We start from the raw sequence: 13,076 nt of genomic DNA on the forward strand, positions 1-13,076 counted from the left end.
GCCGGCCGCCGGCCTCGCCTACTCGCCGCCCTCCAGGTCGCCCTCCAGGTCGAGGTAGGTCCGGCGCAGCCGGTCCAGCGTCTGCGGGTCGGGTTCGGCCCACAGGCGGCGGTCGGCGGCCTCCAGGAGGCGTTCGGTGATGCCGCGCAGCGCCCAGGGGTTGGACTGCTCCATGAACGCGCGGTTCTCCGCGTCGAAGACGTACTCCTGGGCGAGCTTCTCGTACATCCAGTCGTCCACGACCCCGGCCGTCGCGTCGTACCCGAACAGGTAGTCGACGGTGGCGGCGAGCTCGAACGCGCCCTTGTAGCCGTGTCGGCGCATCGCGGCGATCCAGCGCGGGTTCACGACGCGGGCGCGGAACACCCGGTGCGTCTCCTCCCCGAGCGTCCGCGTCCTGACCTGGTCCGGCAGCGCCGAGTCGCCGACGTACGCCGCGGGGTTGCGCCCCGTCAGCGACCGGACCATGGCGACCATGCCGCCGTGGTACTGGAAGTAGTCGTCGGAGTCCATGATGTCGTGCTCACGGGTGTCCTGGTTCTTGGCCGCGACCGAGATCCGGCGGAACGCCGCCTCCATGTCGGTCCGCGCCTCCCGCCCGTCCAGGCCGCGCCCGTACGCGTAGCCGCCCCACACGGCGTACACCTCGGCGAGGTCCCGGTCGTCCCGCCAGTTGCGGGCGTCGATCAGCGGCAGCAGGCCCGCGCCGTACGCCCCGGGCTTGGACCCGAAGATGCGGCTCGTCGCGCGCCGCCAGTCGCCGTGCCCGGCCAGGTCCTCCAGCGCGTGCGCGCGTACGTGGTTGCCGGCCTCGTCGAGTTCCGCGACCGCGCCGATCGCGTCGTCCACCAGCGCGATGACGTGCGGGAACGCGTCCCGGAAGAAGCCGGAGATCCGCAGCGTGACGTCGACGCGCGGCCGGCCCAGCTCCTCGCGCGGGATGATCTCGAACCCCGTGACGCGGCGGGACGCCTCGTCCCAGACCGGGCGGACGCCAATCAGCGCGAGCACCTCGGCGATGTCGTCGCCCTGCGTGCGCATCGCGGAGGTGCCCCACACCGTGAGGCCGACGCTGCGCGGGTACTCGCCGGTGTCGTCCAGGTGCCGCCGGATCAGCGACTCGGCGAGGGACACCCCGACGTCCCACGACGTACGCGACGGGATGGCCTTCGGGTCGACGGAGTAGAAGTTGCGGCCGGTCGGCAGCACGTTGACCAGCCCGCGGGTCGGCGACCCGGACGGCCCGGCGGGGACGTACCCGCCGCCGAGCGCGTGCAGGACCGCGTCGAGCTCCCCCGACGTCGCGTCCAGCCGCGGCACGACCTCCCGCGCGCCGAACTCCAGCAGCGTCACGACCTCGGGCACCTCGCGGCCGAGCACCTCGGCGCAGACCGCCGCCGCGCGGGAGGCGTCCCAGCCGAGCGTCTCCATGCCGACGACGAGCCGGCGCGCGACCGCCTCCAGCAGGTCCACGACGTCCGATGCCGTACGGGCGGGGCCGTCGACGACCTCGGTCAGCGCCGTGGCCTCGACCCGCGCGCCGGGGACGGCGAGCAGCTCCCGCTCGTCCAGCCCGTACGCCGCCGCGATCGCGGCGCGCAGCCCGGGCAGCGCCCCGGCCCGGCCCGCCCACACCTGCGCGGCGCGCAGCACGGCGAGCACGAGGTTCACCCGCTGCCCGGCCTCCGGCGCCTGCCCGAGGATGTGCAGGCCGTCGCGGATCTGCACGTCCTTGACCTCGCAGAGGTACCCGTCGATGTGCAGGACGAAGTCGTCGAAGTCGGCCTCGCCCGGCTCGTCGGTGACGTGCAGGTCGTGGTGGAGCTGGGCGGCCTGCACGAGCGTCCAGATCTGGGCGCGCACGGTCGGCAGCTTCGCCGGGTCGAGCGCCTGCACGGTGGCGTACTCGTCGAGGAGCTGTTCGAGCTTGGCCAGGTCGCCGTACGTCTCCGCGCGCGCCATCGGCGGCACCAGGTGATCGACGATGACGGCGTGGCCGCGCCGCTTGGCCTGCGTGCCCTCGCCCGGGTCGTTGACGATGAACGGGTAGACCAGCGGCAGGTCGCCGAGGACCGCGTCCGGGGCGCACTCGGCGGAGAGGCCGAGGCCCTTGCCGGGCAGCCACTCGAGCGTGCCGTGCTTGCCGAGGTGGACCACGGCGTCCGCGCCGAACACCTCGTCCAGCCAGCGGTACGCCGCCAGATAGTGGTGGGAGGGCGGCAGGTCGGGGTCGTGGTAGATCGCCACCGGGTTCTCCCCGAACCCGCGCGGCGGCTGGATCATCAGCACGACGTTCCCGAACCGCAGCGACGCGAGAACGATGTCGTCGCCATCGGTGTACAGCTCGCCGGGCGGCTCGCCCCAGTGCTCCCGCATCCGCTCGCGCAGCGGCTCCGGCAGCGCGGTGAACCACCGCTCGTAGTCCTTCAGCGTCACCCGCGCGGGCGCGGCGCGGAGCTGATCCTCGGTCAGCCACTCGACGTCGTGCCCACCCGCCGCGATCAGCGCGTGGATGAGCTCGTCGCCGTCCTCGGGGTACTCGCCGACGTCGTAGCCCGCCTCGCGCAGCGCCCCGAGCAGGCGGACCGCCGAGGCGGGCGTGTCCAGCCCGACGGCGTTGCCGACACGGGAGTGCTTGGTCGGGTACGACGACAGCACGACCGCGAGCCGGCGCTCGGCGACCGGCGTGTGCCGGAGCCGGGCCTGGCGCACGGCGATCCCGGCGACCCGCGCGGCCCGCTCCGGGTCGGCGGCGTACACGGGGATGCCGTCCGGCCCGTCCTCCTTGAAGGAGAACGGCACCGAGATCAGCCGGCCGTCGAACTCGGGGATCGCGACCTGCATCGCGGCGTCCATCGGGGACAGCGCGGCGTCCGACGCCTCCCAGGTCGCGCGGGACGTCGTCAGGCACAGCCCCTGGACGACCGGCACGTCGAGCGCGGCGAGCGCCCCGGCGTCCCAGGCGTCCTCGTCACCCCCCGCCGAGGCGTCCGCCGCCACCGCGAGGTGCTTCCGGGTCGGGCTCCCCTCCTCACTCGCTCCGCGGCCGGCTCGTTCCTCGCCGACCACTCCGCTCGCTCGTCGGCTCGCCGCTCCCCCGGCGGCGAGGACGGTCACGACCAGCGAATCGGCCCGCCCCAGCAGCTCCATCAGCCCTTCGTCGGCGGAGCGCAGCGAGCCGCAGAAGACGGGCAGCGCGTTCGCGCCGAGCTCTTCGATCCGTTCGCACAGCGTGTCGACGAACGCGGTGTTCCCGGACAGCTCGTGCGCCCGGTAGAAGACGACGCCGACGGTCGGCCGACCGTCCTTCGGCTCCCCGGTCCGGTGCAGGCCGTACGCGGGCATCTCCCGCGGCGCCTCGAACCCCTCGCCGGTCAGCAGCAGGGTGTCGGACAGGAAGCGGGCCAGCTCCCGCAGGTTGTCCACGCCGCCCTCGCGGAGGTACGCCAGCGCCTCGGCGGCGACGCCGGCGGGCACCGTCGACAGCGCCATCAGCTCCGCGTCCGGGGCGGCCTCCCCGCCGAGCGCGATGAGCGGCACGTCCCGGCCGCGCAGGTCCTCGATCCCCTCCCGCCAGGTCTTCAGGCCGCCGAGCAGCCGGACCACGACGGCGTCGACGCCCGCGCACAGCGCGTCCAGGTCGGCGACGTCGAGACGCGACGGGTTGCCCGTCACGTAACCGGCGTCCGCCGAGCGCGCGGACAGGAGTTCGGTGTCGGCGGTGGAGAGCAGCAGGACACGCACGTGTCGTTCCTTCCCTCGGGGGTCCTCGCCCCGGCTCGGGTGAAAGGTCGGCGACGGCGGGAAGTCTCCTGACTTCCAGGTCACCGCTCCCCCGCGGCCTTCCAGCTCATCGCCGTGGCCGTACGTGCGGGCTCGCTACCTGGTCACAGTTGCGGGACAGCCCCGGACTCGCACCGGGTTCCTTCCCTCGCCGTCGAGCGATCAGTCTACGAGCGCGCCCCGGCGGGCGCACCGCCGCGGCGCGCGAGGCGTCAGCGCCGAGGATGTTCGAGCTCGGAGGGACGAAGACCCTCGGCGGTGATGCCGGCGTACGCGCCGACGGCCCGCTCGGGGGCGCGCCGGTCGAGGGCACCGGAGACCAGCGCGACCGCCAGGCCGGCGGCGCCGATGAGCGCGGCGATCCAGGTCGTCGAGGCGTAGCCCAGACCGGCGTCGATGGCCAGCCCGCCGAGGAACGGCCCGACCGTGTTGCCGAGGTTGAACGCCGCGATGTTGGCCGCGGACGCCATCGTCGGCGCGCCCGCCGCCTTGTCCAGCACCCGGGTCTGCAGCGGCGCGATCGTCGCGCTGCCGACCACTCCGAGCAGCAGCATCACGACGACCACCGCGACCTTGCCGTGCACGACGAAGAAGAGGAGAAGCGACACCGCGATGACGGCGGCGAGGATCCCGTACAGGCTGGGCATGAGCGCGCGGTCGGCGAGCCTGCCGCCCAGCGCGTTGCCGGCCACCATGCCGACGCCGAACAGCACCATGAGGATCGGCACCGCCCCGGAGGAGAACCCGGTGACGCGGGTGGCGAGCGGCGCGACGTAGGTGATGACGGTGAAGACCGGGGCCCAGCCGAGGGCGGTCATGGCGAGGGCGAGCCAGACCTGGCCGTGCCGGAAGACCGACAGTTCGCCGCGGAGGCCGGTGTCGGCGGACGGCCGCGGCCGAGCCGGGACGAGGGTGGCGATGCCCGCGAGGGCGACCAGGCCGATCGCGGCGACGACCCAGAACGTGGACCGCCAGCCGAGGGCCTGCCCCAGCGCGGTGCCGCCCGGAACGCCGAGCACGTTGGCCACGGTCAGGCCGGTGAACATCATCGCGATGGCCCCGGCACGCTTCTCGGGCCGTACGAGGTCGGCGGCGACGACGGAGCCGATGCCGAAGTAGGCGCCGTGGGCGAACGCCGTCACGAGCCGGGCCACCATGAGCACGCCGTACGTGGGCGCGACCGCGCACAGGAGGTTGCCCACGGTGAACAGCGCCATCAGGGACACCAGCATGGTCTTGCGGGAGATCCTGGACCCGAGCGCGGTCAGCAACGGCGCTCCGACGACGACGCCGAACGCGTACCCGGACACCAGGAGCCCGGCGGTGGGGATGGAGACGTGCAGGTCGGCGGACAGGTCCGGCAGCAGGCCACTGATGACGAACTCGGTCGTTCCGATGCCGAAGCCGCCGATCGCCAGGGCGAGCAGCGCGATGGGCATGAGGTCTCCTCCGCGTAGACTGAGGGGCGTGAGCAATAACCAGCGCACGAATTAGTTGCACACGCCTGTTACTTGCAGACGCCGACTATCTCACCACGCAATCAGTGAGATGCCAAACGCAAGGAGGGGTGACCCATGTCACTGCCCGATGACGCGGCCGAGGCCCGCGCCCAGGGCTGGCGTACCCTCGCCGCCCTGCACGCCCGGATCGAGGACAAGGTCGAGCGGGCCCTGCAGGCCGAGCACGACCTGAGCGTCAACGAGTACTGCGCCCTCCACCTGCTGTCCCGACAGGACGACTGGCACATGCGGATGCAGCAGCTCGCGAACGCCATGGTCCTGAGCCAGAGCGCCACGACCCGTCTCGTCACCCGCCTGGAGAAGCGCGGCCTGCTCCGCCGCTACCTGTGCGAGGACGACCGGCGCGGCATCTACACCGAGGTCACCGAGGAGGGCGGGGCACTTCTCGCCAAGGCGACCCCGACCCACAACGCGGCCCTGGAAACGGCCCTCGCCGACGCCGCCGCCCTTCCCGAACTCGCCCCATTGGTCAGCGCCCTGGAGACCCTCCCCAACCTCACCCCGACCACCTGACCGCCCACCGTGGCCCCTCGGCGGAGGGCCGTTGCCGCCAGGACCGGGCGCCCGGATCCCACTTCGCACCCACGACCTCACCGACGAGCAGCGGATCGGCGAACGCGACCACCGCGGCGACCACCTTGGCGACCACCTTGGCGAAATCCTCCGGATACGCCTCACCGTCCGGGCCCAGCCTCGTACGCCACTCGCGGTAGGTGCGGCTGCGGAGGTCGACGAGCGACGTGATCCGTTCGGACAGCGGCCCTGGTTTCAGCCCTCGATGGTCCGCCGTCTTGGCCACCGCCTCGAGCAGGACCGCACCGGCGAAGGCGTTGGCCGCGATGAGCCGCCAGATGTCGGCGTAGTCGCGCACCCGCGTGTTCGCGTCACTTCTCTCGAGCGCCGTGAGGACCTTCTCCGCGAGGACCGTCTCAATGGGATACGCGAGCACTTCGAATGAGGAGTCCCCGAGTTGTTGCGGGAAGTCGATACGCTGCGCTCCCGGCACGATCGGATCGCCGGCGCTGACGTCGATCTGGACGCTGGTTCGAAATCGTGCAACCTGAGCGGGGATGACCACTCGCGTTCCGCCATAGGGCCCATCCTCACGAATCGCCCGGCTCCGGATCTGACCGACGAGGAACTCGACGCCATCGTCGACCGCCATACCGGCGACCCGACCCATCACCGCTACGGCGTCGTCTCCCGTCACCGATATCCCGATGCCGGACAAATCCGCATCCCGAGTCGTACGGCGTGCGTGATAGGCGCTCAGCAACATGCCGCCCTTGAGAGCGAACCGATCGGACACATCCGATCGGCTCAGTCGATACAAGAAGCGTTCGAGGACGAATAAGGTCAGCAGCTCGTCTGTCGGGCGGCCTTCCCTCCGGGCCTTGTTACGCAGGTCGTTGTAAGCCCGGCCTGCCGGCGTGTCCCGTCGCGGGTTCGGAGCCATCAGGAGAGCACCACCTCTATCGCCTGGAGCACAGGGCCGTCCACCCCGAGCGTCCGCGCAAGATCGACCAATTCGCCGGGGCGTGCCGCGCCGTTCTCCAGCGAGGTTCGAAGTGCGTGGAATGCGAGAACATCCCCAACGAGGTGCCGAAGCCGCATCGCGTCCACGACACTCCTGGCGGCACTATATATGCGGACACCCTCAGATGGGGCCGCTTCATACATCTGAACACCCATCTCAAATGTGTCGGCATGGAATCGATGAACCGCCAGCGGCGGAAAATCCATCTTAGGAGGTGTAGTTCCCCTAGGGACCGCTATATGCAGCTTCGCGGGGATTTCATCGATTAGTCCGTGCAGCGCCAACGCCGATTCCAGACATACGACAGCCAATGGTGCCCGTAGTGCCACCGCCAGCAGGTCGACCTGCCCCTCAGGGGCGGTCGCCTTCCGGAAGACCCCTCTGCTCAGCTCGTGAATCACTCCTTCGTCCCGCAACCGATAGAGATCGTGTGGCGCGATACCGATCTCTCGCGCCGTGCGGGTCAGGAAGGTCGCGGGCAAGCGCTCCAGACGGAGGAGAGACACGGACGAGGTGGTGGCCATGTATCAAAGTATTACCAGGTCGACCCGAGCTGGTAATACTTTGATACAGGTTCGCGAGGAGCGGGATATCGTAAAGCCTGTGGGCGGCTCGCGGCGGATCAGTCAGAGTGTTCGTTGGCGGCCGTCGGGGCGGCTCACGTCGGCGGTGGCGCGCTGCGTCGGGTACCGGTACGAGGGCTTTCCGGCGGGCACGCATCTCGGACTGCCGTCCCGGCACCTGACCGTGGTCCTCAGCCTGGGCGCCCCGACCCGCACGAGCGGGCCGTACGGATCGGCCGCTCTCACGGCGCTGGCCGGGGGCCTGCACACCCGGCCGGTGCGGATCTCCCATGACGGCGACCTCGCCGGGATTCAGCTCGACCTCACGCCGGAGGGGGCACGGTCGCTGTTCGGGCTGCCCGCCGCCGAGCTGGGCTCGGCCGTCCTGTCCCTCGGCGACCTGATCGGCGCCCGGACCGGGGAGCTCGTCGAGCGCCTGGCCGGGGCATCGGCCTGGCCGGCGCGCTTCGCCGTCGTCGAGGACGTGCTCTCCCGCGGCATGGACCGGCGGCCCGGTCCGCCGCCCGAGGTCGGGTACGCCTGGCGGCGTCTCGCCGACACGGACGGCGCCGTGCGGATCGGCGACCTGGCGCGCGAGGTCGGCTGGAGCCGCCGGCACCTGAGCGAGCGGTTCGCGGCCGAGTACGGGCTGCGGCCGAAGGAGGCGGCCCGCGTCATGCGGTTCGAGCGGTCCAAGCGGCTGCTCAAGGAGCCCGGACGGCCGCCGCTGGCGAGCGTGGCGGCGGTGTGCGGGTACTACGACCAGGCGCACCTCGCCCGCGAGTGGAACGACCTCGCCGGGTGTCCCCCGTCCGCGTGGCTGGCCGGCGAGGAGCTCCCTTTCGTCCAAGACGGCGAGGACGCCGCCGGCCGACGATGAGGCCATGAGCGAAACCAGAGTCTGGCCCGCACTCCGTTACAAGGACGCCCACGCCGCGATCCGGTTCCTCGCCGACGCCTTCGGGTTCGAGGAGGTCGCGGTGTACGAGGACGACGGCCGGGTGGCCCACGCCGAGCTGCGCGCGCCCGGAGGCGGCGGCGTCATGCTGGGCGACGCCGACCGTGCCGACAGCGCGATCGCCGGTCTGCCGCCGGGCGCCGGAGCGGTGTACGTCGTCACCGACGCGCCCGACGCGGTGTACGCGCGGGCCGTGGCGGCGGGCGCGACCGTCGTCCAGGGACTCACCGACGAGGACTACGGCTCACGGGGATTCACCGTGCGGGACCCCGAGGGGGTGTTCTGGAGCTTCGGCACCTACGCCGGCGCCGGGTCCTGAACCGGGGCCAGAACCGGGCAGCCGAGCCGGTCCTCGGCGTGGACCGGCGGCGGGGCGCCCTGCGAGACCGCGATGCGCAGCGGCCAGAACGGCTCGCGGGGTGCCTCCGCCGCCAGCCTCGTCAGGAACGCGGACGTCGACAGCAGGACGCTCGCCCGGTGCCGGCGCACCCGCTCGGCGACCGCGGCGATCGACCGCCGGCCGGAGTCCAGCACCGCGCTGGCTCCCGAGTACAGCGGCAGGAAGACGGTGTTGCGCAGCCCCACCGGATCGTGGGTCTTGGGAACGGAGAACAGCACGTCGTTCTCCCGCAGCCCGAACGGCTCCATTGCCAGGAACGAGGCCTCCGGGTCGCCGTGCGCGTACAGCTCGCCGTACTGCGTGAACGCCGGTGTCCAGGAGTGCACGGGGTGCGCCGGCGGCACGGTGGCCCGCGCCATGCCGGTGACGAGCTCGCCGGGGGTGATGACGTTCCGGTGCCGGCCGGGCGCGCAGACCGCGACCTCTCCCGGCGGGAGCATCGACGCCTCGGGGTCGGCGATCAGCGCGAGCGCCCCGATCCGCACGGCGCCGAGGAACGCCCACACGAACTCCATCGCCCCCGGAAGCGCGATCACCACCCGGTCGCCCGGCCGTACGCCGTGCGCCCGCAGGAACCCCGCCGCGCGCCCGGCCCCCCGATGGACCTCCCCGTGCGTGAAGACGTCGTCACCGCACAGGAACGCCGCCCGGTCACGCCAGCCGAACGCGAGCGTCCATCGGCTCAGCGACTCGGCCAGATTCGCGTCTGGCGACGGGTCGGGCATGCGTGCTCCTTCACCGATCGAAGACCCCCCTGGGAGACTAGGCCGATCCACCGTGCCGGGACAGACCCGCAGCGTGATCAAATGGCCTTGAAGGAGGCCATCTGTGGACAACCTGCGCGTTGCTTTGATCGGGTATGGAACCGGAGGCGCGGTCTTTCACGCACCGCTCATCTCGGCCGCCCCCGGCCTGGAACTCGCCGCCGTCGTGACCCGCGACCCGGCGCGGCGGGCGGCCGTCCGTGACCGGTACCCCGGCGCCGAACTGCTCGACGCACCCGGCGACGTCCGGTCCGGCGGATACGACCTGGTCGTCGTGACCACGCCGAACCGCACGCACGCGCCCCTCGCCCGCGCGGCGCTCGACGCCGGGCTTCCCGTCGTCGTCGACAAGCCGGTCGCGGTGACCGCCGCCGAGGCCCGGTCGCTGGCCGGCGGCCCGCTGGTCGTGCCGTTCCACAACCGCCGCTGGGACGGGGACTTCCGGACCGCCGCCCGGCTCATCGGCGACGGAACACTCGGGCGGGTGCTGCGGTTCGAGTCGCGGTTCACGCGCTGGCGCCCGCAGATCAAGCCGGGCTGGAAGGAGACGGCCGACCCGGACGCCGCGGGCGGCGTCCTGTACGACCTCGGCGCGCACCTGATCGACCAGGCGATCACGTTGTTCGGCCCGCCCGTCGCCGTCCACGCCGAACTGGACGTACGGCGGCCGGACGCCGAGGCGGTCGACGACGCGTTCGTCGCCCTGACCCACGCGAACGGCGTCCGGTCCCACCTGTGGATGAGCGCGATCAGCGCGGACCTCGGACCGCGATTCCGCGTGCTGGGCGACCGCGCCGCGTACGTCACGTACGGGCTCGACGTCCAGGAGGACCAGCTCCGCGCGGGCCGCACTCCGGAGGACACGGAGTTCGGCGTGACCCCGCCCGAGGCGTACGGCGAGGTCGGCACGCCCGGCGACACCCGCACGGAACCGACCGACCCGGGCCGCTACCGGGACTTCTACCCGGCCGTCGCGGCGGCGGTCCGCGGCGACGGCCCACCGCCGGTGACGCTGGAGGACGCGATCGCCGGCCTGGAGGTCATCGAGACCGCGGCGCGGAGCTCTTCCTAGCGGAGCTCTTCCTAGCGGAGCTCCCGCTAGCCCGTCCGCCGGGCGATGACGTGGAGGAGCGCGGCCACGCCCCGGTACGGGTCGGTGCGCCCGGCGCGCTCCTCGCAGGCCAGGAGCGCGTCGAGCCGTTCGGGGCCGGGCACGGGCGCGTCGTCGGCGGCGGTGTCGGTGAAGACGCGGACGCCGTACCAGGCGATCCGGGCCAGGCCGCGCTCGGCCAGCGACGCCGTCAGATCGGCGAGCCGGTCGGCGCGGGCGTCGACGCCGATCCGGTTGCGGTAGGCGGTGCCGTCGAAGGCGTCGGCGGCGGCCGCCCAGTCGCCCTTCAGTCCCGGCCGCATGGCGAGGGCGTCGCCGTTCCGTACGAGGAGGGACACGAGTCCGCCGGGCGCGGTGACCCCGGCGACGGCGTCGAGGACCGGGCCGGGATCGGCGAAGTACATGAGGACGCCGTGGCACAGCACGACGCCGAACCGCGACGGCGCCAGGAGCCGTGCGGCCTCCCGCACGTCGCCTTCGACGAGGCGGACGTGCTCGCGTACCTCCGGCGGCTCGGTCTCCAGCGCGGCCCGCAGGTCGCCGAGCAGCGCGGGCGAGGCGTCCAGGCCCGTCACCCGGTGGCCCCGGCGGGCGAGCGCCAGCACCTGGGTGCCCTGACCGCAGCCGAGGTCCAGGACGTCACCCGGCTCGGCGTCCGGGAGGTGGTGGGCGAGCTGTCTGGTGACGAGCTCCTGGCGGACGACCTGCCGCAGCGTCCCGAGCCGCGACCGCCAGCGGTCCTCGCCCGGTGTGAAACCGCTCATGCGCCCTCCTTCCCCGGAGGAGCGGCCAGAGGTGCCGCGCTCATACGAGGGCCCCGCCCGGGGGGACCACGGGCAGGTCCGCCGGTGGGCCGGTCTCGATGAGGCGCCACAGGGCGTCGGTGTCGAGGTGGTGTTCGACCAGGTCGCCCAGAGCGTCGAGCTGGGCCTCCCGCAGCGCGGCGAAGTCGGTGTCCGGCGCGGGGGTGAAGTCGCGGCCCGCGACCCGGGCGACCTCGGCGAGGAAGGCGCGGCGGAAGCCGTCGTTCTCCAGCGCGCCGTGCCAGGTCGTCCCCCAGACCGCCCCCTCGCGGCACCCGTCGAGGAACGGCTCGCCGCCTTCCACCGCCGTCACGCCGTGGTGGATCTCGTACGCGCGCACCGGCTCGCCGTACGCCGTGCCGCTCGGCCGGCCGAGGATCTTGTCCGGCCCGAACTCCACCCGTGCCGGCAGCAGCCCGAGGCCCGGCACGGGCCCGGCCATGGACTCGATGTCGTCGAGGATCTCGCGGGCCAGCATCTGGTAGCCGCCGCAGATGCCGAGCACCGGCCGGCCCGCCCGCGCGCGCCGCACGACCTCGGCGGCCAGTCCGTGCTCGTGCAGCCAGGCCAGGTCGGCGACGGTGGCACGGGAGCCGGGCAGCACGACCAGGTCGGCGTCGGCCAGTTCGCCGGGCGTGGTCGCGAACCGCACGCTCACGCCGGGCTCGGCGGCCAGGGCGTCGAGGTCGGTGAAGTTGGAGATCCGGGGCAGCCGGGCGACCGCGACCCGCAGCGTCTCCCCCGCGACCGCCGGGCGCGTCGCGGGGCGCGCGTCCAGGGCGAGGGAGTCCTCGACGTCCAGCCAGAGCCCGCCGAGCCAGGGCAGCACGCCGTACACCGGCCGGCCGGTCAGCGCGGTGATCTGCGCCAGCCCCGGGGCCAGCAGCTCCGGCGCGCCCCGGAACTTGTTGATGACGAAGCCGGCGATGAGCCGCTGGTCCGCGGGCTCCAGCAGGCCCACCGTCCCGTACAGCGCGGCGAACACCCCGCCCCGGTCGATGTCGCCGACGACGATCACCGGCATGCCGGGCCCGTCCGGGCCGCCGGCGGCGCGCGCCAGGCCCATGTTCGCCAGGTCGCCGGCGCGCAGGTTGATCTCGGCGGGGCTGCCCGCGCCCTCGCAGACGACGACGTCGTACTGGGCTCGTAGCTCGGCGAGGCTGCCGAGGACGACCTGGCGCAGGCGCTCCTTGTGCGCGGCGTACCCCATCGCGTCGACCTCGGCGACCGGGTGGCCGAGGACGACGACCTGGCTGCGCCGGTCGCTGCCGGGCTTGAGGAGGACCGGGTTCATGTGCGCGGTCGGCTCGATCCGCGCGGCGGCGGCCTGCATCGCCTGCGCCCGTCCGATCTCCGCGCCGTCGGCGGTGACCATCGAGTTGAGCGACATGTTCTGCGCCTTGAACGGCGCGACCTTGACGCCCTGGCGGGCGAGCCACCGGCAGATCCCCGCCGTGAGGATGCTCTTGCCCGCATCCGAGGTCGTACCGGCGACCAGCAGCATCCCGCTCCGTGTGCTCACGGACGCCGAAGTTAGCAGCCGCGCCGCCGGCTGCGGTCGGTCAGGAGGCGGCGAGCCCGCGGTGCGCCGGTGCGAGGACGGCGGCGGACCCGGCCCGCGGGAAGGCCCGCCGCCG

Annotated in this window: 11 protein-coding genes and 1 riboswitch; of the genes, 4 read left to right on the forward strand and 7 right to left on the reverse strand. The window is 73.0% G+C overall.

From position 1 onward, the window contains the following. Positions 1 to 18: 18 nt before the first annotated feature. Positions 19 to 3,744 (reverse strand): cobaltochelatase subunit CobN, encoded by a 3,726-nt coding sequence (gene cobN, locus NE234_RS36340; RefSeq protein WP_252785489.1) that lies wholly within the window; start codon positions 3,742 to 3,744, stop codon positions 19 to 21. A 41-nt stretch (positions 3,745 to 3,785) separates the two neighbouring features. Beyond that, positions 3,786 to 3,951: riboswitch (cobalamin riboswitch) on the reverse strand. 44 nt (positions 3,952 to 3,995) lie between these two features. Then, complete coding sequence (locus NE234_RS36345) at positions 3,996 to 5,222, reverse strand: MFS transporter (RefSeq protein WP_252785490.1); 1,227 nt, start codon at positions 5,220 to 5,222, stop codon at positions 3,996 to 3,998. Positions 5,223 to 5,357: 135 nt separating this feature from the next. On the opposite strand from NE234_RS36345, the gene NE234_RS36350 reads away from it, so the two are divergent. Then, positions 5,358 to 5,816, forward strand: coding sequence for a MarR family winged helix-turn-helix transcriptional regulator (locus NE234_RS36350; protein ID WP_252785491.1), 459 nt, complete (start codon positions 5,358 to 5,360; stop codon positions 5,814 to 5,816). On the opposite strand, the gene NE234_RS36355 is transcribed toward NE234_RS36350, so the two are convergent. Further along, on the reverse strand, positions 5,800 to 6,759 hold the full coding sequence (locus tag NE234_RS36355) for a nucleotidyl transferase AbiEii/AbiGii toxin family protein (protein ID WP_252785492.1): 960 nt from the start codon (positions 6,757 to 6,759) through the stop codon (positions 5,800 to 5,802). The genes NE234_RS36350 and NE234_RS36355 overlap by 17 nt on opposite strands. Then, positions 6,759 to 7,364, reverse strand: a complete 606-nt coding sequence (locus NE234_RS36360) for a type IV toxin-antitoxin system AbiEi family antitoxin domain-containing protein (RefSeq protein ID WP_252785493.1) — start codon at positions 7,362 to 7,364, stop codon at positions 6,759 to 6,761. Before NE234_RS36360 ends, NE234_RS36355 begins: the two co-directional genes overlap by 1 nt. Before the next feature lie 79 nt (positions 7,365 to 7,443). On the opposite strand from NE234_RS36360, the gene NE234_RS45625 reads away from it, so the two are divergent. Together NE234_RS45625 and NE234_RS36370 are read left to right on the forward strand one after the other, a co-directional pair. Continuing rightward, positions 7,444 to 8,283: a helix-turn-helix domain-containing protein gene (locus NE234_RS45625; protein ID WP_252785494.1), complete on the forward strand. Its 840-nt coding sequence runs from the start codon at positions 7,444 to 7,446 to the stop codon at positions 8,281 to 8,283. Between the two features lie 4 nt (positions 8,284 to 8,287). Beyond that, entirely contained in the window at positions 8,288 to 8,680 is a 393-nt protein-coding gene (locus NE234_RS36370) for a VOC family protein (RefSeq protein ID WP_252785495.1), read from the forward strand. Here NE234_RS36370 and NE234_RS36375 read toward each other — a convergent pair. Beyond that, positions 8,659 to 9,486, reverse strand: coding sequence for an AMP-binding protein (locus NE234_RS36375; RefSeq protein WP_252785496.1), 828 nt, complete (start codon positions 9,484 to 9,486; stop codon positions 8,659 to 8,661). The two genes, NE234_RS36370 and NE234_RS36375, sit on opposite strands and share 22 nt — an antisense overlap. A gap of 103 nt (positions 9,487 to 9,589) precedes the next feature. On the opposite strand from NE234_RS36375, the gene NE234_RS36380 reads away from it, so the two are divergent. Continuing rightward, the gene (locus NE234_RS36380) at positions 9,590 to 10,597 is read left to right on the forward strand and encodes a Gfo/Idh/MocA family oxidoreductase (protein ID WP_252785497.1); all 1,008 of its coding nucleotides are present in this window, start codon (positions 9,590 to 9,592) and stop codon (positions 10,595 to 10,597) included. Positions 10,598 to 10,623: 26 nt separating this feature from the next. Here the strand turns inward: NE234_RS36380 and NE234_RS36385 are convergent, their stop codons facing one another. Together NE234_RS36385 and NE234_RS36390 are read right to left on the reverse strand one after the other, a co-directional pair. After that, on the reverse strand, positions 10,624 to 11,400 hold the full coding sequence (locus NE234_RS36385; protein WP_252785498.1) for a class I SAM-dependent methyltransferase: 777 nt from the start codon (positions 11,398 to 11,400) through the stop codon (positions 10,624 to 10,626). Positions 11,401 to 11,440: 40 nt separating this feature from the next. Then, complete coding sequence (locus NE234_RS36390) at positions 11,441 to 12,943, reverse strand: cobyric acid synthase (RefSeq protein ID WP_252785603.1); 1,503 nt, start codon at positions 12,941 to 12,943, stop codon at positions 11,441 to 11,443. Positions 12,944 to 13,076 lie beyond the last annotated feature (133 nt).

It is taken from the genome of Actinoallomurus rhizosphaericola (assembly GCF_024055675.1).
GTDB lineage: Bacteria > Actinomycetota > Actinomycetes > Streptosporangiales > Streptosporangiaceae > Actinoallomurus > Actinoallomurus soli.

Coding starts and splice junctions, on each gene's coding strand:
- NE234_RS36370 (WP_252785495.1), top strand. CDS start 8,288: ATGAGCGAAACCAGAGTCTGGCCCGCACTCCGTTACAAGGACGCCCAC.
- NE234_RS36355 (WP_252785492.1), bottom strand. CDS start 6,759: ATGGCTCCGAACCCGCGACGGGACACGCCGGCAGGCCGGGCTTACAAC.
- NE234_RS36360 (WP_252785493.1), bottom strand. CDS start 7,364: ATGGCCACCACCTCGTCCGTGTCTCTCCTCCGTCTGGAGCGCTTGCCC.
- NE234_RS36350 (WP_252785491.1), top strand. CDS start 5,358: ATGTCACTGCCCGATGACGCGGCCGAGGCCCGCGCCCAGGGCTGGCGT.
- NE234_RS36375 (WP_252785496.1), bottom strand. CDS start 9,486: ATGCCCGACCCGTCGCCAGACGCGAATCTGGCCGAGTCGCTGAGCCGA.
- NE234_RS36345 (WP_252785490.1), bottom strand. CDS start 5,222: ATGCCCATCGCGCTGCTCGCCCTGGCGATCGGCGGCTTCGGCATCGGA.
- NE234_RS36390 (WP_252785603.1), bottom strand. CDS start 12,943: ATGCTGCTGGTCGCCGGTACGACCTCGGATGCGGGCAAGAGCATCCTC.
- NE234_RS36385 (WP_252785498.1), bottom strand. CDS start 11,400: ATGAGCGGTTTCACACCGGGCGAGGACCGCTGGCGGTCGCGGCTCGGG.